Consider the following 26,311-nt stretch of genomic DNA (forward strand, 5'->3'; position numbering starts at 1 on the left):
TTCCTTGAGGGAAGAAGGTGATTCGATCGCGGCGCTGCTGTGCCGCCGCCGCGATTGAATCACCGCCCCGAAATTTCTGCAGCGACACGGCCGAAAGGCCGCGTCGGTTTCCCTCGCCCTGCGCTTCAGGCCTTGCGGCGCTTCGCCGGTGCTGTTACTTCTTCTTCCAGCGCGGCCGGCGCGGTGTCGGTGGCGTCGCGCAGTTGGCCGTGGGTGTCGTGGTGCGCCAGCAGCTGGCGTGTGCGCTGCCAGGTCGACAGGCGCGCGGGCGCGACCTCGATGTACGACGCCAGCGCGAACAGCGACGACTGCTCTTTTTCCGGCGGGGTTTCGCGCCCGTGCTGGCGACGGCGCAGCGGGCCCATGACCAGCATCGAGGCGAGGATCACGCCGATGACGATGGCGTACAGGCCCAGCAGGTGCAGCACCTCGGGCTGGGAGCGCGCGCCCATCACGTAGGGCCAGGCGTACCAGATGGCGCAGAACCAGATCGCGACGGTGATCGCGGGGCGCAGCACGCGCAGCCACAGGTACATGGCGAGGGTGCGTGCCGGCGAGCGGCCGTTGCCGAAGGCGTGCAGCGGGATGCGCGCGGCGTCGATGATGGGCTCGTCCATCGCGGGCTGGCCCCACGAACGGGTGCGGGGCGGCGGGGCTTCGTGGAGCGCCGGTGAAGAAAACGGGTTCTCAGGATGCATCGGAAGAAACTCCTCGGTCAGGGCTCGTCCACACCGCGCGCTTGCCGCGTCGGCGTATCAGGGCTTGGGGAAGGGCGACCACCGTGGTGGCCATCGTGATCGTCCAGAACGCGATCGGGTACCAGATCGTTCCGGCGAAATAGCGCATGAGGTCGCGGTCGTAGCGACGGTCGATCCACAGGCTCAGCAGCATCTGCAGGATGCAGGTCATGGCCAGCAACGTGCCCTGCCAGTGCGGCAGCAATGCCGAATGCCAGGCCGATTCCTGCGGCAGGAAGGGGCGGATGAAGCTGATCAACAGCACGAGCGCCATCGCATAGGCCCACACCACGCTCACCATGTACTCGCTGTAGATGAGCCACAGGCGCCAGCTGCGCAGGCGCAGGATGGACGGCGTGATGCGCAGCATGGTCTGGATGCCGCCGACGGCCCAGCGCAGGCGCTGCTTCCACAGGCCGCGCAGCGTCTCGGGCATGAGGATCCAGCACAGCGCGCGCGGCTCGAAGCGCAGGTGCCAGCCGGCGAGCTGGAGTTTCCAGCTCATGTCGATGTCCTCGGTGAGCACGTCGGGGCTCCAGAAGCCGACCTCGAGCACGGCGCGGCGGCGGAACATGGCGAGCACGCCCGACACCGTGAACAGCGTGCCGATGAGCTGCTGCGAGCGCTTGATGAGGCCGATGATCGACGAGAACTCGCCCACCTGCATGCGCCCCAGCAGCGTGGTGCGCGTGCGGATGCGCGGGTTGCCGGTGACCGCGCCGATGCGCTCCGAGGCCAGCATGCGCTTGAGCATCCACGCAATGGCGTTCGGGTCGACCAGCGCATCGCCGTCGATGCCCAGGATGTACTCGCCGCGCGCCAGCTGGCAGGCGGTGTTCAGGCCCACGGCCTTGCCCTGGTTGCTGGCGTTGTGAATCACGCGCAGGCGGCTGAACTCTTGCGTCATCTGGTCGAGCAGCTCGCCGGTGCCGTCGGTGCTGCCGTCGTTGACGGCGATCACTTCGTAGTTCGGGTAGTGCGTGCGCATGAGCTGCTCGATCACTTCGCGCAGGTGCGGCGCCTCGTTGAAGCAGGGCACGACCACGGTCACGAGCGGCTGCGAGGGCAGCAGCGGCAGCGGGTCGATCTCGACATCGCGCTTGCGCTCGAACGACCACGCATGCGAAAGGCCGCCGGCAATCCACACCCACGCCATGAAGAACGGGTAGTAGAAGACGAAGCCGAAGAGCACCGGCGGAATCAGGTCCACCAGCATCTGGAGCGTGTTCATCGGGGCTGTCCTTCAGATGGCAGGGTCGCGGCGGTGCCGGCACGAAGGGGCGCGCGCGACAGCAGCGAGCGCACCGAGATCGCGCGACGCACGGTCTCCAGCGAGGGCTGGTTGTTCAGGAAGTCGTCGGGGTAGTAGCCCAGGTGGCGAACGCCGGCGCGCTGCAGCAAGGTCCACTGGCGCGTGAGCTCGGCGTCGGGCACGGGTTTCCCGGTGCGCCAGTCGCGCGCCTGCAGCTCGAACACGGTGCGGTCCAGGCCGTGCGGCGTGGCGGCCGCGCGCTGCGCGAGGCGACCGAGCCAGGCGTCGCTGTCGGCCGCGGTGCGGGCCTCCTGCTCCATGCGCGGCATGGCCATCAGGCCGACGTAGTCGTAGGCGGCGAGCGAGGCTTCGTAGTTCTGCGCGAACCACTGCTCGGCCTGCGGCTCGAGGACCGGCCGCGCGTAGAGGTTGCGCGCGGTTTCCAGCGCGGGGCGCCAGGTGCCCACGCGCGCCGCGAGTTCGTGCGTGAACGCGATCAGGTGGCGGGTCTTGGCGGTGGTCCAGCGGGCCATGAGCGCAGGGTCGGCGCGCAGCGCGGCCACGTCGGCCGGCAGGCCCCAGCGGCGGTAGGTGTCGAGCGCGGCGGGGCTGGCGTCCTCGTCGTCCGAGAGCATGGCGTCGTCGTGGAACAGCAGGCCCTCGAAGAAGGTGTGGCGGCCCAGGTCTTCGTACAGGTCGCCGACCAGCGTGCGCACGGCCGGGTCGAAGGGCGAGAGCCGGTGGTAGCGGTCGGCCGGCGCGTCGCCCTTCAGCGTGCGCACCGTGTGCGTGGCCAGCGGGTTCGACGCCGGCAGCCGGTAGGCCGTGACGGGCATCCACGCGTAGACCTTCACACCGGTGCGGCTGCGCAGCTGCCAGGCGGCGCGGGCGAACAGGTCGGCACGCATCGGCAGGTGGCGGTTGGGAAAGTACAGCGCGTCGGCCACGCCGTCGCCGTCGGAATCGGCGTAGGCCTGCAGGAACACCGAGCGCGGGCGCACGGCGGCCACGCGCTCGATCAGCGCCGAGAGGTTGCGCTCCTGCTGGGCCGGGTCGGGGTCGTACACGTAGTCGAGGTCGACGTGCATCACGCGGTTGATCGGCCGCACCTCGCCGCCCACCGGGCTGCGCAGCATCTGCACGTAGTCGGGCGCCTCGTTGTCGTAGGCGGCCAGTGCACGGCGGATGCGCGTGAGCGGAATCTCCTTCGTGTTCGCGCCGTCGTCGAGCGTGAAGGTGATCGGCATGCCCACGCGCGCCGAGGCTTCCAGCGCGGGCGTGTTGTAGGCGCCGTAAGGCCACACGGTGGCGCGCACCTTGGCGCCGGTGCGTTGCTCGATGAGTTCGCGGCTGCGGCGCAGGTCGGTCTCGATGCGGCGCAGGTAGGCGGCGTCGTCTTCGTAGCGACCGGTCTTGGGGTCGTAGCGGTGCGTGGCAGCAGCGGGCAGCAGGTTGCCTTGCGGGTTGGCCTGGATGCCGGTGTGCATCGCGTGGGTGTGGCTCGCGAACTCGACCAGCGGCGAGCGCGCCATCTCGGCGGCCTCGCGCCACAGCAGGAAGTTCTCGCGCGGCGCGGGCTTGTCGCCCCAGTGCACGGGCTGGCCTTCGGGCACTTCGAGCCAGCTCGTCACCAGCGCGAACAGCGCCGGGTAGTTGAAGCGCTTGAGCAGCGGGAACACGTGGGTGTAGGCGCTGCGGTAGCCGTCGTCGAAGGTCAGCAGCACGGGCTGCGGGGGCAGCGGCTTGCCGCCGCTGCGCGCGGCGACGATCTGCTGCAGGCTGACCGGGTGGTAGCCGCTGTGGCGCAGCCAGGCGAACACTTCGGCGAGCGTGCGCTCGTCGATGGCGGTTTCGTCGGGCGAGGTCTCGAAGCTGGCGCGCACGTTGGGGCGCACGTCGTGGAACGAGATCACGCGGAAGTCGACGCCGTTGTCGGGGTCGGCGGGCAACACCGGCGCCGCGAGCGCAGGCAGCGAGGCCGCCAGCAGCAGCCCGAGCAGGGCTGCGCGCAGCCGGCGGAAGAAGGTGGGGGCTTGCATCACGGACATCACTGCAGGGGCATCGAAAGGTTCAGGAACACGCCGCGCTGTTTTTCGCGCACGCCGTCGTAGGGGTGGCTGCCGAAGGTCAGGCCGTAGCGCAGCGTGAGCTTCTGGCCCAGGGCCCAGCGGTGCTCGTAGCGCAGGTTCCACAGCGGGCCGCTGCCGAAGCCGGCCTGGCGGTAGCTGCCGCCGCCGAGCTCCAGCACCTGGAAGAACTGGCGGTCGTCGCTTTTCCAGGTGAGCCATTGGCCGCGCACCGACAGCTGCGCGCTGGCATCGCGCGAGGGGCTGAAATAGCGCACGTCCTGCAGGCGGCTGCGGCTGGCATCGACGCCCAGCCGCGTCTCGAGCTGGAAGCGCGGCGTGCTGACCCAGCGCTCGCGCCAGCCGAAGTCGAGGCCGTCGCGCAGGTTGCCGTCGCTGAAGTCGAGCCGGCGCCATTGCAGGTCGAAGCGGCGCGACTCGTTGACGATGTGGGCCACGCTGGCGCCGAACTCGCGTGCACCGATGGCCTGCGCGCCGAAGGGCACGGCGCGGGCCTTCCACGGCAGCTCCTTGCTGTCGCCGTCGTAGGTGGCCGACAGGCGCCAGGCATCGCCGGCGCGGTAGTCGACGCGGCCGGCCACGCTGTTGCGGTAGCGGCCGTTGTTCGCATGCTGCAGCACGCCTTCGGCCAGCCATCGGCCCTGCTGCCAGCTCGCGCCGAGGCCGCTGCGGGCCCACTTGGCGGTGCCTTCGGAGGTGTAGCCGCGGCCCAGCGTCTGCGCATAAAACACGCGCCACGCGTCGCCGATGAGGCCGGAGCTGAGCCGGCTGTCGACGCGCCATTCGCGGCTGGCCAGCGTGCCGCCGCCGCGCGAACCTTCGGCGTCGATCTCGAGCTGCGGGCCGACGAGCGAGCGCCGCTTGCGCGCCATCTCGCGCACTTCGGCGGCATCGGGTGCATCGGCCTCAAGCGACTCGGCGCGCAGCCGGGCCGCGCGGAATTCGTCGGCGTCGAGCAGCGCTTCGACATGACCGGTGCGCACGCTCAGGTCGTCGGGGTGGTCGGCGCTCAGCGCCTCGAAGCGCGCCACGGCCGCCTCGGGGTGCTCGCGCAACCGCTCGGTGAGCGCGGCGCCGTAGGCGTAGCTTGCGTTGAGCGGGGCTTCGTAGGTGAGCGTGTCGAAGCGCGGCTGCGCGATCTTCGGGCGATCGCCATAGAGCTGCAGCAGCGCGCTCAGGCCGCTCACTTCCGAGAACTGGTCGTTGGGGCGGCCGGCTTCCGGGGCCAGACGCATCAGCACGGGCGTGGCGCCTTCGATGCGCTGGAGCAGGGCTTCGGCGTCGTCGAAGCGGCCCGTATCGAGGTAGGCGTAGACCAGGCCGAAATGCAGGGGGTCGGGCATCGGCAGATCGACGACCGCTTGTTCGAACAGCGGCACGGCATCGACCGAGCGCCGCTCCTGCGCCAGCGCACGGGCGGCGGTGCCGAGTGCGTAGGGCGGCAGCACGGTGCCGTCGGCACGCAGGCTGTCGTACAGCGCGATCGTGTCGACCGGGCGGCCACGCTCCAGCAGCGCCAGCATGCGGTCGGACTGCAGCCGCGTGCGCAGCGTGCGCCAGGTGTCGGCGTCCGGCGTGGCGGGCTGCGCGAGCGCGGCATCGACCCGGGCCAGCGCGGCGCTCTGGGCGGCCAGCACCTTGTCGAGGTCGGTGACGCGGGCCGCGCCCAGACGCTGGTCGCGCGCCTTCACGGCCCAGCGCAGTTGCTGCGCCAGCGCCTGTTGTTCGAGCATCGCAAGCGTGAGCGGGGCGATGCTGCCGGGCTGCTTGCGCTCGGCGGCTTGCGCGTCTTCGAAGGCGGCCGTGGCGCCGCCGTACTCGGCCAGCAGGAAGTCGGCGTCGCGTTGTGCATCGCGGCGCTCGGGCTGCAGCGCGGTGATCTCGCCGTAGGCCGACAGCGCCTGGAAGGGCTGGCCCTGCGCACGCGCCAGTGCGGCGCGCAGGTCGAGCAGCGCGACGCGGTCGGCGACCTCGGTGGGCGCGGGCTGGGCTAGCGCACGGTAGATGGCTTGTGCGCCTGCCGTGTCGCCGTTGGCCAGTCGCCAGAAGGCTTCGTGGAGGCGCGGCTCGCGGGCGGCCGGCTGGCGCGCGCGCCAGACCTTGACCGTGTCGCCCTGCAAGGCGATGTCGCCCGTGCGCCGCGCGGCGCCGGCCAGGGGGCCGAGCGCGTAGTCGCTCAGGCCGGTGGGCGGCACCTGGCGGCCCACGGCCACCGCGTCGGCGAACTGGCCGTCGGCCACCGCGATCGCGATGGCGTCGGACGCCACGCGGCGGCGCTGATCGTCGGCCAGCGGGGCAGCCAGCCATTGGCGCAGCTGCTGCAGGGCTGGGGCCGGCGCGATGCGACCGGCGCGGCGCGCGACGATCAGTGCGTCGTGCTGCGAGGCGTCATACGCCACCGCGCCGCCATGGGGGGCGACAGGCGAGGGCGCGACAGTGGAATCCGCGAAGGCGGTGCTGCTTCCGAAGACCAGCACGCACACGATCGGCGGCAAACCCCGCACGGCGCGTGCGAGGCGATGAGGCAATGCCTTGAAGGGCGCGACCTTGCGCCCGGCAACGACGGTGCCTCCATTTCTTTGTGTATGGATGGACACGCAACTCCCTTTTTTGCTTGAACTTTCCTGGGCCGTGACAAGCCGTGGCGGAAAGTTCGTGAAAAAGGACTCTAGGTCATTTTGTTAACAATTGGATTGAAAATGACCAAAGATGAGAACTAATCGTGAACAGATTCGCGATCGATTCGTCTGATGTCAGGAGGTTGTGTGCGGTTGTGCGCAAAGTGTTGCCCCGCGCGCCGCCCATGGCCCCGCCCTAAGATCGCCGCATGAACGCACTTCCGGTCCCCTTGCCCCGTTTCTGGTCTCAATTGACGACGCGCGACTTCGCCGCGCTCGACGCGGCGACCACGGTGGCGGTGCTGCCGCTGGGCGCGACCGAACAGCATGGCCCGCACCTGCCGCTGGGCGTGGACACCGTGCTGGCCGACGGCATCGTGGCGGCCGCGCTGCCGCTGCTGCCGCCGGAACTGCCGGCGCTGTTCCTGCCCACCCAGCAGATCGGCCTGAGCCCCGAGCACGCGCGTTTCGCGGGCACGCTCTCGCTGTCGGCCGAGACGCTGATCCGGATGTGGAAGGACATCGGCGCGGGCGTGGCGCGCGCCGGCGTGAAGAAACTGGTGCTGTTCAACGCCCACGGCGGCCATGTGGGCGCGATGGACATCGTGGCGCGCGAGCTGCGTGCCGCGCACGGCCTCATCGTCTACAGCGTGAACTGGTTCAACCTGCCGCTGGGCGATGCCAATGCGCAGTTCAGCGCGCAAGAGCACCGCTTCGGCGTGCACGCCGGCGACGTCGAGACCTCGATGATGTTGGCGCTGACGCCCGAGTTCGTGCGCATGGGCGAGGCGAAGGATTTCAGTTCCACCTCAGAGCAGCGCGCAGCCGACTACGCGATCCTCGGCAACGGCAAGAGCGCCAAGCTCGGCTGGGCCATGGAGGACTACAACGCGCAGGGTGCGGCGGGCAATGCCGCGGCGGCCACGGCCGCGAAAGGCCAGGCGGTGATCGATGCGGCTGCGCAGCAGTTGGCGTTGCTGTTGGCCGAGGTGTCGCGGCTGCCGTTGAGCACGGCGAATACGGGGCCGCTGCCGTAAGGCTGTGGTTCAGGGCGGCACTCCCGCCGACGCGGTACCTTGCTCCGCGAATGTCCTCCGCCCTTCGGGCTCCCCCTTATACCGGGACTTCTCGCGCGGTCAAGCACGGGTTCAGGGTTGTTTTCTTGCCATGCTGTATTGCCTGCAAGGCGGTGAGGAACCAGGCGCAACGAAACGAGGAACAGACTGCACATCTACCGACGGTCTTGTTGCACTGGCACTTGGCCGTGCGGACCCAGATACGAACCGCTCAGCGGGGCTCCATTCATTTCTCGTGATGCCCATTTCGATCGGCATCACCAAGGGGGAGTCGAGCTTGCCCGCTGCCGGTCTGACCTGTTCATTGCATCTTGGAACTCACGTCTGGCAAACAAATAGACAACAAAGGCTTTTCAAACGGATCGCGCTACACCGCGATGACCGCAGCGACAGCGCCTGGTGGTTTGGTACTGACGTGGTGCGCATCGAAGGCCCGCCCGCGTGCGAATACCGCCCACAGGATGCGCGCATTCTTGTTGGCCAACGCCACCACGGCCTTCTGCCAGCCAGAGCGCTCGCGCAAGGCCTGCACCCAGCGCGAGATCGGATCGTCGCGTCTGTGCGCCGTCAACACGATCGACTTGGCCCCCTGGATCAGCAGCGTGCGCAGGTACGCGTCGCCTCGCTTGGTAATGCGCCCCAGGTTGTTCTTGCCACCGCTGGAATTCTGTCGGGGCGTCAGACCCAGCCAGGCGCCGAACTGCGCACCGTTCTTGAATTGCTTGAAGTCGCCCACGGTAGCCACCACCGCGGATGCCGTGACCGGCCCCACGCCCAACAACTGCTCGGCCTGGCGCACCTGATCGCTGGCCTTGCCGTGTGCGGCGATGCGCTCGTCGCACCATCGCAGGTGTGCATCGAGTTCTTGCCATTGCGCATAGGCCCGCTGCAGCGTCAACCGGGCCAGAGCGCCCAGTTCATTGCTGGCATCTTCCATCGCGTCGGGAAGCGCCTGGCGCAACGCCTCAGGGCTTTGGGCGAACACCAATCCGAACTCCGCCAACAGGCCCCGGATGCGGTTGATGCAGGCGGTACGGTCCGCCTTGACGCCCTCTCGCAGGCGGTGGATGCACAGCATGCTTTGCTGCTCCACGCTCTTGATCGGCACGAAGTGCATGTGCGGGCGCGAGGCGGCCTCGCAGATGGCAGCGGCATCGTTGGCGTCGTTCTTGCCGCTCTTGCCTTGCAGGCGATAGGGCACGACGTGCGGGGCTGCGATGATGCGAGCATCCAGCCCCAAGGCCTGCAGCTTGCGCGCCCAGTAATGGGCGCTGGAGCTGGCCTCCATGGCAACCAGGCAGCCCGCGGGCAGTTGCGCGCACCAAGCCAGGAATTTATCGCGTGCCAAGGCGCGCCCGGTGACGCGCAAGCCCGCGGCATCGACCGCAAAGACCTGGATCACGCGCTTTGCCAAATCCACGCCGACTCGGGTAATCTCGTTCATGGGGCTTCTCCTTTCAAAGGTTTCAGATTGACTTCGCAAATCAATCTTGGCACTCGATGCCGTGACCAGAAAGCGAGAAGTCCCTTCGCATTCATTTCGCTGCGCAAGGCACCGCATCGACGTGAGCGTGGGACAGTGCAGTCGTTGCTCGGCGAGCACCAGCAGCGTGTCCCGTGCGCAGGACACCGGGTGCTTCCCGCAGCGAAATCAAGGAGGAGGGCGAAGCCCGGGGGACATTCGCGGAGGGAAGTGCCCGGTGGCCTGTGCACGCGCCCTGAACAGCAGCAACCCGCTCAGGAAGCGCTGCGCGCCAACACCCCGGCGAACATGTCCGCATCGACATTGCCACCGCTCAGTGCGATGCCCACTGTCTTGCCGCGCCAGCGCTCCTGCTGCTGAAGCGCCCCCGCCAACGCAGCCGCACCCGCCCCTTCCGCCACGTTGTGCGTGTCGGTGAACAGAACGCGCATCGCTTCCGCCACCTCGTCGTCAGTCACGGTGATCACGTCATCGGCTTCCTGCAGGATCACGTCCAGCGAGGCAGGCACCGGCGTGCGGCAGGCCATGCCATCGGCCAGCAAAGTGGTCGCGGGCGATTCGATCGCACGGCGCGCGCGGAAGGAATCGCGGTAGGCCGTGGCATGCGCCGACACCACGCCGATGAGCTTCGTCGACACGCCGCAATGCGCGCGCGCCGCCGCCGCGCCGGCAAAGCCGGAGCCCAGGCCGATGGGCACGAACAGCACGTCGGGCGGTGAATCTCTCAAAGCGCTGAAGAACTCCACATACGCGGTCGACACACCCCGCACCAACTCGCGATGGAACGAGGGCACGCGATGCAGCGCGTCGCGCTCGGCCAGCACCGCCGCATGTTCGGAGGCCGCCTGAAAGTCGTCGCCATGCTCGACCAGCGTCACGCCGAGCGCGCGCATCGCCGCGTTCTTCTCGCGCGAATTGCCGTGCGGCACCACGATGGTCGCGGCCAGCCCGTGGCGCTGCGCCGCGAAGCCGACCGACTGGCCATGGTTGCCGCGCGTGGCGCTGATCACGTGGCGCACCGCGGGCTGTTCGCGCGCGAGGGTTTCGAAGTAGGTCAGGCCGCCGCGGATCTTGAAGGCGCCGACGGGCGTGTGGTTCTCGTGCTTGGCCCAGACCGTGGCGCCCAGGCGCTGCGACAGCAGCGGCCACGTGTACTGCGGCGTGGGCGGCATGGCTGCATGCACGGTGCGCAGCGCGGCTTCGATCTCTTCGCGGGTGAATCGCATCAGGCGTCTTTCGTTCTTGCTTACTTGCGTTCGGTGAGCGCCACGCGCACGGCCAGCGCTGCCAGCACGCTGCCCATGATGTAGCGCTGCGCACGCAGCCAGCCGGCGCTTTGCGACAGCACGGCCGTGATGCTCGCGGCGCCGGCGATCATCACGGCGTTGACCAGTGCGCTGCTCGCCATCTGCGCGAGGCCCAGTTGCAGGCTCTGCAGCAGCACCGAGCCGCGCTCGGGGTGGATGAACTGCGGAAAGAACGACAGGTAGAACATCGCCACCTTCGGGTTCAGCAGGTTCGTGAGAAAGCCCATGCGAAACAGCTTGGCCGGCGGATCGGCCGGCAGCGCGCGGGCTTCGAAGGGCGCGTTGCCGCCGGGCTTGACCGCCTGCCACGCGAGCCACAGCAGGTAGGCCGCGCCGGCCAGACGGATCGCGTCGAACGCGACCGGCACCGCCAGCAGCAGCGCCGTGAGGCCCAGCGCCGCGGCGAACAGGTGCACCAGGAAGGCCATCAGCACGCCGCCCAGCGAGATCATTCCCGCGCGGCGGCCCTGGATCAGCGTGCGCGACACGCAATAGATCATGTTCGGCCCCGGCGTGAGCGCCAGCAGCAAAGAGGCGAGGGCGAACCAGGCGATTTCGGTGAGGGTCAGCATGTCAGAGTCCCTTCGATTCAAGCGTGACGGGGCCACGCGGCGTGTCGAACACCGCGACGAGGTTGGGCGGTCCGGCATCGACCGGCAGGCGGCCCATGCCGATGGCCGAGAGCGCGGCCGACAGCGCCGGCGCACGCGGATGCGCCACGCGCAGCGAACGCAGCGTGAGGCCCGAGGCGGGCATGGCGTCGGTCGGATGCACGGCTCCCCACTGGATCAGCGTGGGCAGTGCGCCGTAGAACAGGCGCTGGCCGTCGTCGCGCACCGTGATCTGCCACTCGAGCCGACCGGCCGGCGTGTCGCGCGCGGCTTCGAGCAGCTGGCCGCGGTCGATGTGCGCATGCTCCTCGCGCGCGAGCGCCTGCATGGCGGCGTGCGCATCGGGCACGCGCGCCACGAAGTGGATCAGCCGCGGGCCGCGCCGCACGAGCGCGGCCTGCAATGCGGCGTCGTCCAGGTCGAACCAGCGACGCGTCTTCGGCCGCGACGGCACCTTGCCGGGCTCGATCGCGATGATCTCGGCATAGGCGCGCGGGAACGCGTCGCTCGCGATGTTCAGCAGCCGGTTGTGCGTGCCCATCAGCGGATGCGCGCCGCCCGGCGCAGGCGTCACGCCGAGCGTGGCCTCGCACCACGCCACGCCCTCGGCCAGCGAGGCGGCGGCGATCACGAGGTGGTCGACTTCGGCGGGGGCCATGGTGTGCTTTCGTTCAGAGCGTGACGTGGCCGTCGACGCAGGTCACGGCGTCGCCGCCGACCCAGACCGTGCCGTCGCTGTCGCGCTCGATGTACACGCGGCCCGCGCGGCCCAGGCACTGGCCTTGTGCGGCCACGTAGCGCTCGGGCATGTGGCCGTCGGCGATGAGCCATTCGGCAAGGCCTGCATTGAGGCTGCCGGTGACGGGGTCTTCTTCCACGCCGACGGCTGCCGCAAAGGCACGCACTTCGAGATCGATCTTCTCGCCGTCGTCGGGCGCGGCGGCCGGGCGATGGCCGAAGGCGCGCGCTTCGCGGTTCGAGCGGCCGATGAGCAGCGAGTCGTCGCGCGCAGCAGGCACGCCTGCCACGCCGGCTTCGACGCCGAGTTCCTTGAGCAGGCGGTGATCGGGCGTGAGCCGCAGCACAGCGTCGGCATCGTCCAGCAGCAGGCCGAGCCAGGCCGGGCCGTTGACGAGCATCTGCGCCGCGACGATCTGCTGCGCCTTCAACCCCAGCGCGCCGGCCACCTTGGCCAGCAGCGCAGGGCTCGGGGCGCTGCGCTTGAGCGGCGGCGCTGCAAAGGCCAAGCGCCCGCCGTCGTGCCGCAGCGGCACGAGGCCGGCGCCGCACTGCTGCACCACGCGGCCCGCCGCCTTGGGCTTGCCGCCGGCCTGCAGCCACGCATGGCAACTGCCGATGGTCGGATGGCCCGCAAAGGGCAGCTCGCCGCCGGGCGTGAAGATGCGCACGCGGTAGTCGGCAGTCGCATCGGTCGGCGGCAGCAGGAAGGTGGTCTCGGACAGGTTGGTCCACTGCGCGAAGCGCTGCATGGCGGCGTCGTCGAGGTCCTGGCCGTCGAGCACCACCGCGAGCGGGTTGCCGAAGTAGGCGGTGGCGGTGAAGACGTCGACTTGCTTGAAGGGGCGGGATTTCATCAGGGTCATTCGAGGGATAAATCGAGCACGCCGCGCGTGCCCGGTCGGGAAAGCAGTTCCGAATACCAGCGCTCGACGTTCGGCCAGACGGGCCGGCGGTACTCGGCGCCGGGCAGGCCGAACCAGCGGTGCGCCTCGCAGCCGATCGGAATGTCGGCCATGGTGAAGCGATCGCCCGCCATGTAGGGGCGCTGCGCGAGGTGCGCGTCGAGCATGGCGAACAGTGCCTCGCTCTCGCGCACCGACGCGGCGATCAGCGCGGGCTGGCGTTCCGAAGGCGCCGTGCGCACCCATTGCACGAAGGCGTCGCGGCTGGCGCGGTTGAGCGTGGTCTGCTGCCAGTCCATCCAGCGCTCGGCGTCGAAGCGCGCGGGCAGCTCGCTCGGGTAGAGCGTGCCGTGCGCGTACCGGGCGCAGAGGTAGCGCACGATGACGTTCGACTCCCACAGCGTGACGCGTTCGGCGCCTTCGCCGTCGTCGATGGTGGGCACCATGGCGTTCGGGTTGAGCGCGCGGTATTCGGGCGTCTGCACCACGCCGAACTTGCCGCCGGCCTCGGTGCGCTGGAAGTCGAGCCCGAGTTCCTGCGTGCACCACACGACCTTGCGCACGTTGATCGAGCTGATGCGGCCCCAGATGTTGAGCATGGGTGAGGTTCCTTGTCTGTGTGTTGGCTGAGGGGGGCTCAGGCGGCCATGACGCGTGCCGTGCCCGACACGCGGACCGAGCTGCCCGCCACCGGCGAGATGTCGGCATGCAGGCGCGACAGCATGCCCATGTCTTCGCCCTGCACCACGTCGATGGCGCCCCCGTGGGGCCACCCGAGGTCGCGCAGGTAGCCTGCGAGCGCGGCCGTCGCGGCGCCGGTGGCTGGGTCTTCGTAGACGCCGCCCGAGGCAAACGGATTGCGTGTGTGAAAGCGTTGAGCGCTTTCTGCGTGGACCAGCACGATGGTCGTCAGCTCGGCGCGCTGCATGAGCGCGCGGCCGGCTTCCAGCGCGTAGCGCATCGCAGACAGGGCCTGGCGGCTGTGGAGTGCCAGCACCAGATGGTTCGCGCCCGCGTGGGCCACGGCGGGCGGAATGCGTGCGTCGAGGTCGCTGGGCGCGTAGCCGAAGAGGGCCAATGCCTCGGCGACCAGCTCGGGCGCTGCAGGCGCGCTGCGCGTGGGCGGCGATTGCAAGGCGGCGGCAATCACATTGCCTTCGCGTCGGCCCTCGACCGTGATCTCAGCTTGGTTGAGCGTGAGCGCGAACACGCCGTCGCCGTGGCGCAGTGCGAGCGCGGCACCGAGCGCGATGGTCGCGTGGCCGCAGAACGGCACTTCGGACTGCGGCGAGAAGTAGCGCACGCGCCAGCCGCCGTCGATGGGCGCCGCGAAGGCGGTCTCGGAGAAACCGACGTCCGCGGCCACCGCCTGCATTTGCGCGGCGGACGGCAGCGCATCGCCGATGACGACACCGGCGGGGTTGCCGCCAGTCTGTCCCTCCGAGAAGGCTGCGATCTTCAAGACGTTCATGAGGAGACTCGCTTTCAGCGCGGTGCCGGCCGGTCGAGGAACAGCAGGCGCACGGCCAGCCCCAGCATCACGGCGGCGAGCAGGCTGCGCTGGAATTTTTCGGCGCCCGGGCGTTGCTGCAGCCAGCGGCCGACCTGTCCGCTGCAGGCGCCCAGCAGCGTGTTGAACGCGAGCGCGGCGAGCGACAGCACCACGCCGAGCTGCACCAGTTGCAGCGGCACGCTGCCGTGCGACGGATCGACGAACTGCGGCAAAAAGACCATGAAGAACAGCAGCGCCTTCGGATTCACGAGGTTGTTCAGCAGCGCCATGCGCACGATGCGGCCGAAGCCGGCCGGCTGCGCCTGCGCGCCGGGTCGAAAGCCGCCGCCGCTGCGCAGTGCCTGCACCGCGAGCCAGACCAGGTACAGCGCACCCGCGTAGCGCAGCACGTCGAAGGCGGGCGGCCACGCCGCGACCAATGCGGTGACGCCGGTGGCCGCGAACAGCGTGTGGACCAGGTCGGCCGCCGAGATGCCGACCGCTGCCGCGAAGCCGCCGCGCGGGCCATGCGCCACGCCGTGCGACATCACGAAGGCCATGTTCGGGCCGGGCGACAGAAACAGCGCCAGCACCGCGAGCAGGAAGAGCGAGAGGGTTGCGAGTCCGATCATGTCCGTGTTCCGTGGATCAGTGGATTCAGGCCGTGGCCCGTTGCTGCGTCTGCAGGTACGGCTCGATGTTGCGCATCGCGCGCGCCACGTAGTCGTCTTTCTCGCCGACCGGCGCGACGTAATGCAGCGCGCTCTTCGCGGCCTCGAGGCCTTCGGTGCGCGCGATGAGCCACGCCGCGAGGTAGGGCGCCGAGAAGCAGCCGCCCGCGGTGGCCACGTTGCCTTGCGCGAAGAAGGGCTGGTTGAGCACCTCGATGCCGGCCTCCTGCACCCACGGCTTGGTCGTGAGGTCGGTGCAGGCCGGCACGGTGCCCAGCAGGCCGAGCTTGGCGAGCAGCAGCGTGCCCGAGCATTGCGCGCCGATGAGCTGGCGCGACGGGTCGAGCCCGCGCAGCACGCCCATCAGGCCCGCATCGGCGGCGATCTCGCGCGTGCGGATGCCGCTGCCGACGATCACCGCGCCCGCCTCGCAAGCCGATTCGAGCGTCGCGGTGGCATGCACCGTGACGCCGTTCATCGAGGTCACGGTGGCGCTGGGCGAGGCCAGCGTCACACGCCAGCCCGGCTTCTTCACGCGGTTGAGCACACCGAGCGCGACCAGCGAGTCGAGCTCGTTGAAACCGTCGAAGGTGAGGATGGCGATGTGCATGGTCGTGGACCGGTTCAGGCGAGGGCGGGAGCGGGGGCGAGCAGCGCCAGTTCTTCGCGCAGCGTGAGCGCGAGCGCGGCGATGGCGGTGTCGATCTCTTCGACGCTGGCCGTCACGAACGACAGGCGCAGCGTGCGCGGATCGCCTTCGCCCGCGTAGAACGGCGCGCCGGGCACGAAGGCCACGTTGCGTTCGACGGCCTTGGGCAGCAGGGTCACGGTGTCGATGCCCTCGGGCAGGCGCGCCCACAGGAACATGCCGCCCTTGGGCGCGTTGAACTTCACATCGAGACCGGCCATTTCGCGCGTGAGCGCGGCGATCATCGCGTCGCGCTGGCGCTTGTACAGCGCGCGGATGGTGGGCACGTGGCGGTCGAGGAAACCGTCGCGCATCACTGCCGAGACCATGCGCTGCGTGAAGATCGGCGTGTGCAGGTCGACCGCCTGCTTGGCCTGCAGCAGCTTGGGGAAGATGGCCTTCGGCGCCACCAGGAAGCCCAGGCGCAGGCCCGGTGCCAGCACCTTCGAGAACGAGCCCAGGTAGATCACGCCTTCGGGGTTGCGTGCGGCCAGCGGCAGCGGTGGGGCTTCGTCGAACCAGAGTTCGCCGTAGGGGTTGTCTTCGACGATCGGCAGATTGGCCGCAGCGGCGGCAGCCGACACGGCGGCGCGGCGCGCCTCGGTCATGGTGCGGCCGGTGGGGTTCTGGAAGTTGGGCAGCAGGTAGACGAAGCGCGCGTCGGCGGCCTTGGCCACGAGGTCGTCGACCACCACGCCGTCGTCGTCGCTGGCCACGCCCACGGGGTGCGGCTCCATCGGGCCGAAGGCCTGCAGCGCGCCGAGGTAGGTGGGCGTTTCGACCAGCACCTTGCTGCCCGGATCGATCAGCACCTTGGCCACGAGGTCGAGGCCCTGCTGCGAGCCGGTGGTGATGAGCACCTGCGAAGCGTCGACGTCCCAGGGCAGCATGTCGGCCACGGCCTGGCGCAGCGGCGCATAGCCTTCGCTGGCGGCGTACTGCAGCGCGGCGGCGCCGTCGTTGTGCAGCACTTCGGCGCAGGCGTCGGCGAATTCCTGAATGGGGAAGGTCTTGGGCGAGGGCAGGCCGCCGGCCAGGCTGATGATGCCGGGGCGCTCGGTGACCTTGAGGATTTCACGCAGCACCGAAGGATTCATCTTGGCGGCGCGGGCGGCGAGTTTCCAGTTCATGGGAGGCTTTCTTCTTTCTGGCGGATGAGAGGTGAGGTGAGTCTGAGTGTGGGGTCAGGGCGGCGGAATGTCGCCGCGGTGCACGACATGGATTTTGTTGCCGTCCGGGTCGCGCAGGTACGCGCCGTAATAGCCCTGCCCGTAGCGGGGGCGGGGCCCGGGCGCGCCGTCGTCGCGGCCACCGTGGCGCAGGGCCGCCTCGTGAGCGGCGTGAACGGCCTGCGGCGAGGGCGCGCAGAACGCGACCATGCTGCCGTTGCCGGCGCTGGCGGGTTCGCCGTCCAGCGGGATGTACACGTAGAAGCGCGGCAGCGTCTGGCCCGGCACGATCCAGCAGGCGGCGTCGGGGCCGCCGTCGGGCGTCACGGGGCGACGGATGAGGCCAAGCGGCGCGAGCACCGCGTCGTAGAAGGCGGCGGCGCGTGACAGGTCGGTGCAGCCGACGGTGACATGGCTGAACAGCGTCATCGTCGTCAGCTCCTGGCCTGCGGCTCGGCGCCGCGCGGCACAGCGGGCGCGGCCTGCGGTTGCGACAGCCGCTTGCCCACGACCACCGTGGCGACCACGGCGGCGGCGAAGCCCAGCGTCACCACGTCGAGCGGTTCGCCCAGCAACGGGATCGACGCGAGGATCGACAGGAAGGGCTGCAGCAGCTGCGTCTGGCTCACGCGCAGCGCGCCGCCCAGGGCCAGGCCGCGGTACCACGCGAAGAAGCCGATCCACATCGAGAACATGCCGACGTAGGTGAAGCCGACCCAGGCCGAGGTGGCCACGGGCTGCTGCGGCCACAGCACGACCGTGGCGGGCAAGGTCACGGGCAGCGCCATCACGCAGACCCAGCAGATCACGCGCTCGGCGCCGAGCGACGGCGTGACCTGCGCGCCGTAGATGTAGCCGACCGAGGCCGCGATGACCGCGCCGACCAGCAGCAGGTCGGCCCATTCGAAACCGAAGCCGTGTCCGCTTTGCTGCGCGCGCAGCACCGAGAACACCACCACCAGCAGGCTGCCCGCGACGGCGCAGAGCCAGAAGCCCAGCCGCGCGCGCTGGTGCAGCACCCAGGCCGCGACCGCGGCCGTGACCAGCGGCAGCAGCGCCGTCACCACCGCCGCGTGGCTGGCCGTGACCACGCGCAGCGCGTAGCCCAGCAGCAGCGGATAGCCGATGGCGTTGCCCAGCACCGCCATGCCCAGCGGCTTCCACTGGTGCGCCGCCGGGCGCGGCGAACGCGTCACCAGCAGGAAGATGGCCGACAACACGCCCGCCAGCGCCGCGCGCCCGAGCGTGACGAACCACGGCGACAGCTGCGGGGCGTCCTGCGTGCCCGTGGCCAGCCGCGTCATCGGCAGCGTGACGGCGAACAGCGCGACGCCCACCACGCCGAGCCACATGCCCAGCGTTTCGTCTTTTATGGCGAGCTTCATACGCTCACCATCCACCAGGCTGTGAGCACGAGGACGAGGCCCATCGCGCGGTTGAACCACAGCAGGCGCGTGCCCTTGGCCAGCCACTCGCGCAGCAGTGCGCCGACCAGCGCATAGGCGAAGTTGCTCGCGAAGGCATAGGTCAGCATCACGGGCGCGACGATGGCGAAGCGCGCGAGCGCGTCGGGCTGGCCGGCGATCCAGCCGGCCACCAGCGTGAGCGCCAGCAGCCAGGCCTTGATGTTCACGAACTGCAGCATCACGCCCTGCGTGAACCCGACCGAGAGGCTGGCGTTGTCGGCCTTGCCGAGTTTGGCGCTGCCGCTGAGCTTGTAGGCCAGCCACAGCAGGTAGGCGATGCCCAGCCCTTTGATCGCCAGGCGCAGCGGCGGCATCGCCACCACCAGTGCGCCGAGGCCGGCCGCGCAGATCGCGAGCAGCAAGGTCCAGCCGACCGGCACCGCGACCACGAAGCGCATGGCGCGCGGCAGGCCGCCGTTGGCCGCGAGGGCGGTGGAGAGCGTGGTGTTGGGACCGGGCGAGAAGCTCATCGCCGTGGCCAGCACCAGCAGCGCGGTGAATTCTTGCCAGTTCATGTCACAGACTCTAAACTTTGGACCATTACAGTTCCAGTACAGATGATCGAACAAATCTGAAATCTGTATTGGTCATTCCTTCGACACACGCCGCAGTCTTCGTGCGATGCAGACCGATCCGATGCTGACCCGAACCTCCACCCAGTCCCTGACCGGGCAGCTGGCCGATCGCCTCGCCGAGCGCATCCGCAACCGGCTGCTGGCGCCCGGCGCGCGCCTGCCCTCGGTGCGCGAATGCGCGCGCCAGCAGGGCGTGAGCCCGTACACCGTGGTCGCCGCGTACGACCAGCTGCTTGCACAAGGCCTCGTCGAAGCGCGCCGCCAGCGCGGCTTCTATGTGCGCGACGCGGCGCCCGTGCCCGAGAGCTCGCGCAACCCGGCGCATGCCGCGCCCGTGGTCCCGCCGATGATGGCCTCGCGCGTGCCGGCCGACGCCAGCTCGCTGATCCGCAGCATGTTCCACCGCCCGAGCGACAAGCCGCAGCCGGGCATGGGCGTGTTCCCGCCCGACTGGATGGCCTCGACTTTCCTGGCGACCGCAGTGCGCCGCGTGACGACCACGTCGGCGTTGCAGGAACTCTCGCTGCAATACGGCGAGCCTTCGGGCGACCTCGCGCTGCGCCGCAGCCTGTCGCAGAAGCTGGTGCGCATCAACGTGCCGGCCGGGCCGGACCAGATCGTGACCACCATCGGCGCCACGCACGCACTCGACGTCGTGAGCCGCACGCTGTTGCGCGCGGGCGATCCGGTGATGGTCGAGGAGCCCGGCTGGGCGCTGGAATTCGCGCGGCTCGAGGCGCTGGGCATGCGCATCCTGCCGGTGCCGCGCCGCGCCGACGGGCCCGACCTCGACGTGATGGCGCAGTACTGCAAGCTGCACAGCCCCAAGCTCTTCGTCAGCGTGAGCGTGCTGCACAACCCGACCGGCTACAGCCTCACGCCGGGCAGCGCGCACCGCGTGCTCAAGCTGGCCAACGAACACGACTTCCACATCGTCGAGGACGACACCTACAGCCACCTCGCGCCCGAGCACGCCACGCGGCTCAGCGCGCTCGACGGGCTGCAGCGCACCATCTACGTCAGCGGGTTCGCGAAGATCCTGGCGCCCAACTGGCGCATCGGCTTCCTGGCCGCTTCGCCTGCGCTGAAAGAGCGGCTGCTCGAGACCAAGCTGCTGGCCACGCTGACCTCGCCCACGCTGTTCGAGCGGGCGCTGTCGTGGTGCATCGACCAGGGCCAGCTGCGCCGCCATTCGGAGCGCGTGCGCATCCGGCTCGACGGTGCGCGCGGCCGCGCAGTGAAGCTCGCCATGTCGCACGGCTGCACCTTCGCCTCGGAGCCGGCCGGGCTGTTCGGCTGGGTCGACACCGGCGTCGACACCGACGCGCTCACGCAACGCATGCTCGACCAGGGCTACCTGCTCGCGCCGGGCTCGCTGTTCCATGCGCGGCGCCCGCCGAGCACGATGATGCGGATCAACTTCGCGACCTCGCAGGACGCGGCGTTCTGGAAGGTTTTCAGCCGCGTCAGGGACGAGCTCTGATTCGCTCGCGAAGGGCTTGGAGTAAGCTGCCAACACAAGAAAACCCCGCCAGGAGACCTCCCGCATGAGCAACGCCAGCAAACCCTTCGACTTCAGCCAGTTCGTCCCCGGATTCGACTTCCTGAAGAACCTCGCCGGCGGTGCCGCAGCGGGCGCCGGGGCGGTGCCCGGCATCCCGAGTCTCGCCAGCTGGGTTGCGCCCACCATGAGCGTCGAAGAGGTCGACAAGCGCATCCAGGAATTGAAGACGGTCCAGTACTGGCTCGAGCAGAACGGCCACGCGCTCAAGGCGACCATCCAGGCGCTCGAGGTGCAGAAGATGACGCTGTCGACCCTGCGCGGCATGAACGTGCGGATGGAAGACATCGCCAGCGCGTTCACCCAGCAGGCCGCGGCCATGGCGCCTGCGCCGGCTCCTGCCGCGCCGGCCCCCGCACCCCGGCCTGAACCGGAGCCCGTCGAAGAAGAAGAGGAAGAAGAGTTCGACGAGGCCGAGGAAGACGAAGCGGAAGAAGAAACTCCGGCGCCGAAGAAGAAGTCGCGCGCCAAGCCAGCCACTGCCGCTGCCGGCGTCGACCCGATGCAATGGTGGGGCTCGCTCACCGAGCAGTTCCAGCAGATCGCGAGCACGGCGCTGCAGGACGCGGCGCAGCTCAAGGTGCCGGCCATGGCGCAGCCGCTGGCCGACGCCGTGGAGCAGGCCATCGGCAAGGTGACGGCGGCGCGCAAGCCGGCCGCCAAGACCGCCGCGAAAAAGGCCGCCCCCAAGAAAGCCGCGCCGGCGCCCGCCGCGCGCAAGAAAACCACGTCCGCCGCCGCGCGCAAGCGAACCTCCGGCCGGCGCTGACGTCTTACAGCCACCTCCTCAGACGACGACGCACGGGTCGGTACGCACCATGAAACTGTTTCCCACCGGCCATGCCACCCACCCGCAATGGCGCATGGCCGCCGGCCTCGTGCTGGCCCAGTTGCGCGCGCAGATGGCGCTGCCCGACTACGCGTCGAACCCGACGCTCGGGCTGCTCTACATCACCGACCACTACGCGAGCGAGGCGCAGGAAATCCTCGATCACCTGAGTGCCGAGCTGCCCGAGGTGACCGACTGGTCGGGCACCGTCGGCATCGGCGTGTCGGCCAACAACGCCGAGTACTTCGACGAGCCCGGCCTGAGCCTGATGCTGTGCGCGCTGCCCAGCGACCAGTACCGCGTGTTCTCGGGCGTGGCGCCGCTGGGCAGCTCTGAAATGAGCGGCTTCGAGGCGCACACCGCGCTCGTGCACGCCGACCCGGCCACGCCCGACCTGGGCGAGCTCATCGGCGAGATGGCGGGCCGCACCGACACCGGCTACCTGTTCGGCGGGCTCTCGTCCGGCCGCGGCGGCGCGCTGCAGTTCGCGGTCGGCGGCAACGGCAACATCCGCGGCCATGGCGCGGCGGGCGGTGTGTTCTCGGGCGGCCTGTCGGGCGTGGTGTTCGGCGAGGGTGTGCGGCTGGTGTCGCGCGTCACGCAAGGCTGCCAGCCGCTGCGCACGGGCGGTGCGCGCGAGCGCGAGATCACCGAGGCCGACGGCAACCTGCTGCTGTCGCTCGACGGCGAACCGGCGCTCGACGTGCTGCTGGCCGACCTGCAGGTGTCGCTCGACCGGCCGCAGGAAGCCATCGACGCAGTGCGCAACACGCTGGTCGGCCTGGCCGACGCGGGCAGCGACGGCCTGCGCCGCACCGGCGACCTGGGTGCCGACGTGCTGGTGCGCCACATCATCGGCCTCGATCCGACGCGCCGCGGCATCGCGATTGCCGACAACGCCGAAGCCGGCATGCGGCTGAGTTTCTGCCGCCGCAACGCGCAGGCGGCACGCGCCGACCTGATGCGCATCTGCGCCGAGATCCGCGAAGAGCTCGAGCCCGAAGAGCAGACGCTGGCCACCGCACGCGCCGTGGCGGCCGGCGAAGCCGAAGCCGCGCCGCATCCCGCGCGCCGCATCGCGGGCGCGGTGTACGTGAGCTGCTCGGGCCGCGGCGGTCCGCACTTCGGCGCACCGGGCGCCGAGCTGCAGATCGTGCGGCATGCGCTGGGCGACGTGCCGCTGGTCGGCTTCTTCGCCGCCGGCGAAATCGCGCGCCACCACCTGTACGGCTACACCGGCGTGCTGACGGTGTTCACTGCGCCGGACTGAGGTCCGGCGCCGGTCGCGTTCAGGCCGGCTGCAGTGCGCGTGGCGTTGGGGCCGGCATGCCGGCGAACGCGAAGTCGACCTCGGGTGCGAGCCCGCTCACGATGCGCGCGATCGACTTGCCCGAGCCGCAGGCGTGCGTCCATCCGAGCGTGCCGTGGCCCGTGTTGAGGAACAGGTTCGGCAGCTTGGTCTTGCCGATCAGCGGCACGTTGCTCGGCGTGGCCGGGCGCAGGCCGGTCCAGAACTGCGCGCGCTCGGTGTCGCCGGCGCCGGGGAAGAGTTCTTCGACGCGCCGCACGATGGCTTCGCAGCGCACGCGGTTCAGGTCGCGGTCGTAGCCGTTGAGTTCGGCCGTGCCGGCGATCCGCAGGCGGTCGCCCGATTCGGATGTGTAGCGCGAGAACACCAGCTTGTATTCGTCGTCGGTGAGCGAGACCTGGTGCGCCTTCGATGCGTCCTTCACGGGCAGCGTCACCGAGTAGCCCTTGGCCGGGTAGATCGGCAGGCGGATGCCCAGCGGCGCGGCGTACAGCGGGCTCAGCGAACCCATCGCGAGCACGAACGCATCGCCGCGGATGCGCTGGAAGCGGCCTTCGTTGTCGGTGGCCTCGATGTGGTCGATGCTGCCGCCGGCTTCGCGCAGCGCCGTCACGGTGTGGCTCATGAGGAACTTCACGCCGGCCGCTTCGGCCAGCTTCACGAGTTCGCGCGCGAAGCGGTTGGCGTCGCCCGATTCGTCTTCGGCGGTGTACGTGGCGCCGGCGAGTTGCGGGCGGATGTGGGCGAGGGCGGGTTCGATCTTGACGGCCTCGTCGGCCGAGATCACCAGGCGCTCGCAGCCCAGGGCGCGCATCTGCTCGGAAGGCTTGAGCGCGCCGTCGAATTCTTTCTGCGTCGTATAAAAGTGCAGGATGCCTTGCGTGCGCTGGTCATAGCTCAGGCCGGTGTCTCGACGCAATTGCTGCAACATTTCCCGGCTGTATGTACCGAGACGCACGATCTGTTCGATGTTGTGGCGGGTGCGCGCGGGGGTGCATTCACGCAAAAACTGCAGGCCCCAGAGCCACTGGCGCATGTCGGCGCGGATGCGAAAGAGCAGCGGCGCATCTTCCTTGCCGAGCCATTGCAGCACCTTCAGCGGCGCGCTCGGATTGGCCCACGGTTCGGCATGGCTGACCGAGATCTGGCCGCCGTTGGCGAAGCTGGTTTCGGCGGCCGGGGTGGCCTGCCGGTCGATCACGGTCACCTCGTGACCGAGTTGCTGGAGGTAGTAGGCCGACGTCACGCCGAGCAGGCCGGCGCCGAGAACGATCACACGCATTGCAAGTACCTTTGAGTTTGCAGCGCTTGAACGGCGGGCGTGGAGTGCTATTGAATGAATAGCAAGCAACCGGACGACCGCTGTCCAAGTTGCCGCTCCCCCTGTCCTCGGTACCTGAGAGATTCACCCTGCTGCACCCGCAGCGGGTTTGCTCCTTCGGTGCGCCACATGGCGTGGCGGCTCTCCAGACGGCTGTATCGATGAGTGCAGTACTGACCCCTTGCCGATGTTCCTTGTTTGCACCTGGAACTTCGTCGGGCCGACCTGAGCGTTTATGGGAGTTTGCGCCTTCGGTAGGGCCTCCGTGAGGCCCGCTCTCCTGCAATTGTTGGGGATTGTAGACGGGGCCTCTGACCGGGCCAAGTCCTGTACATAGGCACGTCACGCCGATGGGATAATTGACTGTTAATTTCGCGTAAAGCAAACTTTTTTCTACAGGCGGGGGACTTCATGATCCTGGTTACCGGCGGCGCAGGCTTCATTGGCGCCAATTTCGTGCTCGACTGGATCGCGCAGGGCGACGAGCCCGTCGTGAACCTCGACAAGCTGACCTACGCAGGCAACCTCGAGACCCTCGCGTCGCTCAAGGGCAACGCGAACCACGTCTTCGTGCAAGGCGACATCGGTGACAGCGCACTGCTCGATCGCCTGCTGGCCGAGCACAAACCCCGCGCAGTCGTGAACTTTGCCGCGGAATCGCACGTCGATCGCTCGATCCACGGCCCCGAAGACTTCGTGCAGACCAACGTGCTCGGCACCTTCCGCCTGCTTGAATCGGTGCGCGGTTACTGGAATGCGCTGCCGGCCGACCAGAAGGCGGCCTTTCGCTTCCTGCACGTGTCGACCGACGAGGTCTACGGCTCGCTCTCCAAGACCGACCCGGCCTTCACCGAAGAGAACAAGTACGAGCCCAACAGCCCGTACTCGGCCAGCAAGGCCGCCAGCGACCACCTCGTGCGCGCCTGGCACCACACCTACGGCCTGCCGGTGGTCACCACCAACTGCTCGAACAACTACGGCCCGTTCCACTTCCCCGAGAAGCTGATCCCGCTGATGATCGTCAACGCACTGGCCGGCAAGAACCTGCCCGTGTACGGCGACGGCATGCAGGTGCGCGACTGGCTCTACGTGAAGGACCACTGCAGCGCCATCCGCCGCGTGCTCGAAGCCGGCCGGCTTGGTGAAACCTACAACGTCGGCGGCTGGAACGAGAAGCCCAACATCGAGATCGTCAACACCGTGTGTGCGCTGCTCGACGAGCTGAGCCCGCGCGCCGACGGCAAGCCGTACAAGGAACAGATCACCTACGTCACGGACCGCCCGGGCCATGACCGCCGCTACGCCATCGATGCACGCAAGCTCGAGGCCGAGCTTGGCTGGAAGCCCGCCGAGACCTTCGACACCGGTATTCGCAAGACCGTCGAGTGGTACCTCGCGAACGGCGAGTGGGTGCGCAACGTGCAAAGCGGCGCATACCGCGAGTGGGTCGAAAAGCAATACGACGCCACGACGGCGAAGGCCGGCGCATGAAGCTGCTGCTGCTTGGCAAGGGCGGACAGGTCGGCTGGGAGCTGCAGCGCAGCCTCGCGCCGCTCGGCGAACTGGTCGCGCTGGATTTCGACAGCACCGACTTCCACGCCGACTTCAGCCGTCCCGAGCAGCTGGCCGAGACGGTGCGGGCCGTGCGTCCTGACGTCATCGTCAATGCCGCCGCGCACACCGCCGTCGACAAGGCCGAAAGCGAGCCCGACTTTGCGCGCAAGCTCAACGCCACCTCGCCCGGCGTGGTGGCCGAGGCCGCGCAGCAGATCGGCGCGCTGATGGTGCATTACTCCACCGACTACGTTTTCGACGGCAGTGGCACCAAGCCCTGGAAGGAAGACGACGCGACCGGCCCGCTCAGCGTGTACGGCCAGACCAAGCTCGAAGGCGAGCAACTGGTCGCCAAGCATTGCGCGAAGCACCTGATCTTCCGCACGAGTTGGGTCTACGCCGCACGCGGCGGCAACTTCGCCAAGACCATGCTGCGCCTGGCCAAGGAGCGCGACAAGCTCACGGTCATTGACGACCAGTTCGGCGCACCGACCGGCGCGGAGTTGCTGGCCGACATCACGGCGCACGCCATCCGCGCCACGCTGCAAGACCCGACCAAGGCCGGGCTGTACCACGCCATTGCAGGCGGCGAGACCAGCTGGCATGGCTACGCGCGCTTCGTGCTCGAGATGGCCCAGCAGGCTGGCGTCGAACTCAAGGCCGGCCCGCAGGCCGTGGAAGCCGTGCCCACCAGCGCCTTCCCGACACCCGCGGCGCGCCCGCACAACTCGCGGCTCGACACCACCAAGCTGCAGACCACCTTCGGCCTGCGCCTGCCGCCCTGGCAGGAAGGCGTCGCGCGCATGCTGCGCGAGACGCTCTGACGCCCGACTGATTTTTCCGGCTCCCTACAGAAGAAAAC

The 26,311-nt window shown here is 69.2% G+C and carries 24 protein-coding genes and 2 riboswitches; of the genes, 6 read left to right on the top strand and 18 right to left on the bottom strand.

The window, feature by feature from the left end:
- Positions 1-125: 125 nt before the first annotated feature.
- The 4 genes from RZE79_RS03330 to pgaA are packed head-to-tail and all read right to left on the bottom strand — an operon-like array spanning position 126 to position 6,673.
- Positions 126-698, bottom strand: a complete 573-nt coding sequence (locus RZE79_RS03330) for a PgaD family protein (RefSeq protein ID WP_319359006.1) — start codon at positions 696-698, stop codon at positions 126-128.
- On the bottom strand, positions 688-1,968 hold the full coding sequence (gene pgaC, locus RZE79_RS03335; RefSeq protein WP_319359007.1) for a poly-beta-1,6-N-acetyl-D-glucosamine synthase: 1,281 nt from the start codon (positions 1,966-1,968) through the stop codon (positions 688-690). Before pgaC ends, RZE79_RS03330 begins: the two co-directional genes overlap by 11 nt.
- Positions 1,965-4,028, bottom strand: a complete 2,064-nt coding sequence (gene pgaB, locus RZE79_RS03340) for a poly-beta-1,6-N-acetyl-D-glucosamine N-deacetylase PgaB (RefSeq protein ID WP_319359008.1) — start codon at positions 4,026-4,028, stop codon at positions 1,965-1,967. The genes pgaC and pgaB overlap by 4 nt, the downstream gene beginning before the upstream one ends.
- An 8-nt stretch (positions 4,029-4,036) precedes the next feature.
- Entirely contained in the window at positions 4,037-6,673 is a 2,637-nt protein-coding gene (gene pgaA / locus RZE79_RS03345) for a poly-beta-1,6 N-acetyl-D-glucosamine export porin PgaA (RefSeq protein ID WP_319359009.1), read from the bottom strand.
- Between the two features lie 230 nt (positions 6,674-6,903).
- On the opposite strand from pgaA, the gene RZE79_RS03350 reads away from it, so the two are divergent.
- Complete coding sequence (locus RZE79_RS03350) at positions 6,904-7,731, top strand: creatininase family protein (RefSeq protein WP_319359010.1); 828 nt, start codon at positions 6,904-6,906, stop codon at positions 7,729-7,731.
- Between the two features lie 406 nt (positions 7,732-8,137).
- On the opposite strand, the gene RZE79_RS03355 is transcribed toward RZE79_RS03350, so the two are convergent.
- From RZE79_RS03355 to RZE79_RS03415, 13 genes are all read right to left on the bottom strand, one after another.
- Positions 8,138-9,214 (bottom strand): IS110 family transposase, encoded by a 1,077-nt coding sequence (locus RZE79_RS03355; protein WP_319355424.1) that lies wholly within the window; start codon positions 9,212-9,214, stop codon positions 8,138-8,140.
- A 293-nt stretch (positions 9,215-9,507) separates the two neighbouring features.
- Positions 9,508-10,479, bottom strand: a complete 972-nt coding sequence (locus tag RZE79_RS03360) for a threonine dehydratase (protein ID WP_319359011.1) — start codon at positions 10,477-10,479, stop codon at positions 9,508-9,510.
- A gap of 20 nt (positions 10,480-10,499) precedes the next feature.
- Positions 10,500-11,132: a LysE family translocator gene (locus RZE79_RS03365; protein ID WP_319359012.1), complete on the bottom strand. Its 633-nt coding sequence runs from the start codon at positions 11,130-11,132 to the stop codon at positions 10,500-10,502.
- A 1-nt stretch (position 11,133) separates the two neighbouring features.
- On the bottom strand, positions 11,134-11,829 hold the full coding sequence (locus RZE79_RS03370; RefSeq protein ID WP_319359013.1) for a VOC family protein: 696 nt from the start codon (positions 11,827-11,829) through the stop codon (positions 11,134-11,136).
- A gap of 13 nt (positions 11,830-11,842) precedes the next feature.
- On the bottom strand, positions 11,843-12,766 hold the full coding sequence (locus RZE79_RS03375) for a PhzF family phenazine biosynthesis protein (RefSeq protein WP_319359014.1): 924 nt from the start codon (positions 12,764-12,766) through the stop codon (positions 11,843-11,845).
- Positions 12,767-12,771: 5 nt separating this feature from the next.
- Complete coding sequence (locus tag RZE79_RS03380; RefSeq protein ID WP_319359015.1) at positions 12,772-13,413, bottom strand: glutathione S-transferase; 642 nt, start codon at positions 13,411-13,413, stop codon at positions 12,772-12,774.
- A 38-nt stretch (positions 13,414-13,451) separates the two neighbouring features.
- Positions 13,452-14,285 (bottom strand): PhzF family phenazine biosynthesis protein, encoded by an 834-nt coding sequence (locus tag RZE79_RS03385; protein WP_319359016.1) that lies wholly within the window; start codon positions 14,283-14,285, stop codon positions 13,452-13,454.
- A gap of 14 nt (positions 14,286-14,299) precedes the next feature.
- Positions 14,300-14,938: a LysE family translocator gene (locus tag RZE79_RS03390; RefSeq protein WP_319359017.1), complete on the bottom strand. Its 639-nt coding sequence runs from the start codon at positions 14,936-14,938 to the stop codon at positions 14,300-14,302.
- A 25-nt stretch (positions 14,939-14,963) separates the two neighbouring features.
- Entirely contained in the window at positions 14,964-15,587 is a 624-nt protein-coding gene (locus RZE79_RS03395; protein ID WP_319359018.1) for a DJ-1/PfpI family protein, read from the bottom strand.
- A gap of 14 nt (positions 15,588-15,601) precedes the next feature.
- Positions 15,602-16,795, bottom strand: a complete 1,194-nt coding sequence (locus tag RZE79_RS03400) for a PLP-dependent aminotransferase family protein (protein ID WP_319359019.1) — start codon at positions 16,793-16,795, stop codon at positions 15,602-15,604.
- Between the two features lie 54 nt (positions 16,796-16,849).
- The gene (locus RZE79_RS03405) at positions 16,850-17,257 is read right to left on the bottom strand and encodes a VOC family protein (protein ID WP_319361080.1); all 408 of its coding nucleotides are present in this window, start codon (positions 17,255-17,257) and stop codon (positions 16,850-16,852) included.
- 11 nt (positions 17,258-17,268) lie between these two features.
- Positions 17,269-18,219 carry a DMT family transporter gene (locus RZE79_RS03410; protein ID WP_319359020.1) on the bottom strand — a complete coding sequence of 317 codons (951 nt, stop codon included), beginning with the start codon at positions 18,217-18,219 and terminating at the stop codon, positions 17,269-17,271.
- The gene (locus tag RZE79_RS03415) at positions 18,216-18,815 is read right to left on the bottom strand and encodes a LysE family translocator (RefSeq protein WP_319359021.1); all 600 of its coding nucleotides are present in this window, start codon (positions 18,813-18,815) and stop codon (positions 18,216-18,218) included. Before RZE79_RS03415 ends, RZE79_RS03410 begins: the two co-directional genes overlap by 4 nt.
- Before the next feature lie 121 nt (positions 18,816-18,936).
- Here RZE79_RS03415 and RZE79_RS03420 point away from each other — a divergent pair, with 121 nt between their 5' ends.
- From RZE79_RS03420 to RZE79_RS03430, 3 genes are all read left to right on the top strand, one after another.
- The gene (locus RZE79_RS03420) at positions 18,937-20,358 is read left to right on the top strand and encodes a PLP-dependent aminotransferase family protein (protein ID WP_153280771.1); all 1,422 of its coding nucleotides are present in this window, start codon (positions 18,937-18,939) and stop codon (positions 20,356-20,358) included.
- A gap of 64 nt (positions 20,359-20,422) precedes the next feature.
- Entirely contained in the window at positions 20,423-21,205 is a 783-nt protein-coding gene (locus RZE79_RS03425) for a PhaM family polyhydroxyalkanoate granule multifunctional regulatory protein (protein ID WP_319359022.1), read from the top strand.
- Positions 21,206-21,254: 49 nt separating this feature from the next.
- Positions 21,255-22,535, top strand: a complete 1,281-nt coding sequence (locus RZE79_RS03430; protein WP_101488545.1) for an FIST C-terminal domain-containing protein — start codon at positions 21,255-21,257, stop codon at positions 22,533-22,535.
- 19 nt (positions 22,536-22,554) lie between these two features.
- On the opposite strand, the gene RZE79_RS03435 is transcribed toward RZE79_RS03430, so the two are convergent.
- Positions 22,555-23,856 carry a D-amino acid dehydrogenase gene (locus RZE79_RS03435; protein ID WP_319359023.1) on the bottom strand — a complete coding sequence of 434 codons (1,302 nt, stop codon included), beginning with the start codon at positions 23,854-23,856 and terminating at the stop codon, positions 22,555-22,557.
- Positions 23,857-23,947: 91 nt separating this feature from the next.
- Positions 23,948-24,054, bottom strand: a riboswitch (glycine riboswitch).
- A 44-nt stretch (positions 24,055-24,098) separates the two neighbouring features.
- Positions 24,099-24,188, bottom strand: a riboswitch (glycine riboswitch).
- Positions 24,189-24,306: 118 nt separating this feature from the next.
- On the opposite strand from RZE79_RS03435, the gene rfbB reads away from it, so the two are divergent.
- Both rfbB and rfbD read left to right on the top strand, forming a co-directional pair.
- Positions 24,307-25,386 carry a dTDP-glucose 4,6-dehydratase gene (gene rfbB / locus RZE79_RS03440; protein ID WP_319359024.1) on the top strand — a complete coding sequence of 360 codons (1,080 nt, stop codon included), beginning with the start codon at positions 24,307-24,309 and terminating at the stop codon, positions 25,384-25,386.
- Positions 25,383-26,273 (top strand): dTDP-4-dehydrorhamnose reductase, encoded by an 891-nt coding sequence (gene rfbD, locus RZE79_RS03445; protein WP_319359025.1) that lies wholly within the window; start codon positions 25,383-25,385, stop codon positions 26,271-26,273. Before rfbB ends, rfbD begins: the two co-directional genes overlap by 4 nt.
- Positions 26,274-26,311: the final 38 nt, after the last annotated feature.

It is taken from the genome of Variovorax sp. EBFNA2, from assembly GCF_033802765.1.
In the GTDB taxonomy this organism is placed as follows: Bacteria; Pseudomonadota; Gammaproteobacteria; order Burkholderiales; family Burkholderiaceae_C; genus Variovorax; species Variovorax paradoxus_H.

What these genes read in the sequence shown, in the direction of transcription:
- RZE79_RS03330 (WP_319359006.1), bottom strand. Translation starts at nt 698, where the DNA reads ATGCATCCTGAGAACCCGTTTTCTTCACCGGCGCTCCACGAAGCCCCG.
- pgaC (WP_319359007.1), bottom strand. Translation starts at nt 1,968, where the DNA reads ATGAACACGCTCCAGATGCTGGTGGACCTGATTCCGCCGGTGCTCTTC.
- pgaB (WP_319359008.1), bottom strand. Translation starts at nt 4,028, where the DNA reads ATGCAAGCCCCCACCTTCTTCCGCCGGCTGCGCGCAGCCCTGCTCGGG.
- RZE79_RS03350 (WP_319359010.1), top strand. Translation starts at nt 6,904, where the DNA reads ATGAACGCACTTCCGGTCCCCTTGCCCCGTTTCTGGTCTCAATTGACG.
- RZE79_RS03355 (WP_319355424.1), bottom strand. Translation starts at nt 9,214, where the DNA reads ATGAACGAGATTACCCGAGTCGGCGTGGATTTGGCAAAGCGCGTGATC.
- RZE79_RS03360 (WP_319359011.1), bottom strand. Translation starts at nt 10,479, where the DNA reads ATGCGATTCACCCGCGAAGAGATCGAAGCCGCGCTGCGCACCGTGCAT.
- RZE79_RS03365 (WP_319359012.1), bottom strand. Translation starts at nt 11,132, where the DNA reads ATGCTGACCCTCACCGAAATCGCCTGGTTCGCCCTCGCCTCTTTGCTG.
- RZE79_RS03370 (WP_319359013.1), bottom strand. Translation starts at nt 11,829, where the DNA reads ATGGCCCCCGCCGAAGTCGACCACCTCGTGATCGCCGCCGCCTCGCTG.
- RZE79_RS03375 (WP_319359014.1), bottom strand. Translation starts at nt 12,766, where the DNA reads ATGAAATCCCGCCCCTTCAAGCAAGTCGACGTCTTCACCGCCACCGCC.
- RZE79_RS03380 (WP_319359015.1), bottom strand. Translation starts at nt 13,413, where the DNA reads ATGCTCAACATCTGGGGCCGCATCAGCTCGATCAACGTGCGCAAGGTC.
- RZE79_RS03385 (WP_319359016.1), bottom strand. Translation starts at nt 14,285, where the DNA reads ATGAACGTCTTGAAGATCGCAGCCTTCTCGGAGGGACAGACTGGCGGC.
- RZE79_RS03390 (WP_319359017.1), bottom strand. Translation starts at nt 14,938, where the DNA reads ATGATCGGACTCGCAACCCTCTCGCTCTTCCTGCTCGCGGTGCTGGCG.
- RZE79_RS03395 (WP_319359018.1), bottom strand. Translation starts at nt 15,587, where the DNA reads ATGCACATCGCCATCCTCACCTTCGACGGTTTCAACGAGCTCGACTCG.
- RZE79_RS03400 (WP_319359019.1), bottom strand. Translation starts at nt 16,795, where the DNA reads ATGAACTGGAAACTCGCCGCCCGCGCCGCCAAGATGAATCCTTCGGTG.
- RZE79_RS03410 (WP_319359020.1), bottom strand. Translation starts at nt 18,219, where the DNA reads ATGAAGCTCGCCATAAAAGACGAAACGCTGGGCATGTGGCTCGGCGTG.
- RZE79_RS03415 (WP_319359021.1), bottom strand. Translation starts at nt 18,815, where the DNA reads ATGAACTGGCAAGAATTCACCGCGCTGCTGGTGCTGGCCACGGCGATG.
- RZE79_RS03420 (WP_153280771.1), top strand. Translation starts at nt 18,937, where the DNA reads ATGCTGACCCGAACCTCCACCCAGTCCCTGACCGGGCAGCTGGCCGAT.
- RZE79_RS03425 (WP_319359022.1), top strand. Translation starts at nt 20,423, where the DNA reads ATGAGCAACGCCAGCAAACCCTTCGACTTCAGCCAGTTCGTCCCCGGA.
- RZE79_RS03430 (WP_101488545.1), top strand. Translation starts at nt 21,255, where the DNA reads ATGAAACTGTTTCCCACCGGCCATGCCACCCACCCGCAATGGCGCATG.
- RZE79_RS03435 (WP_319359023.1), bottom strand. Translation starts at nt 23,856, where the DNA reads ATGCGTGTGATCGTTCTCGGCGCCGGCCTGCTCGGCGTGACGTCGGCC.
- rfbB (WP_319359024.1), top strand. Translation starts at nt 24,307, where the DNA reads ATGATCCTGGTTACCGGCGGCGCAGGCTTCATTGGCGCCAATTTCGTG.
- rfbD (WP_319359025.1), top strand. Translation starts at nt 25,383, where the DNA reads ATGAAGCTGCTGCTGCTTGGCAAGGGCGGACAGGTCGGCTGGGAGCTG.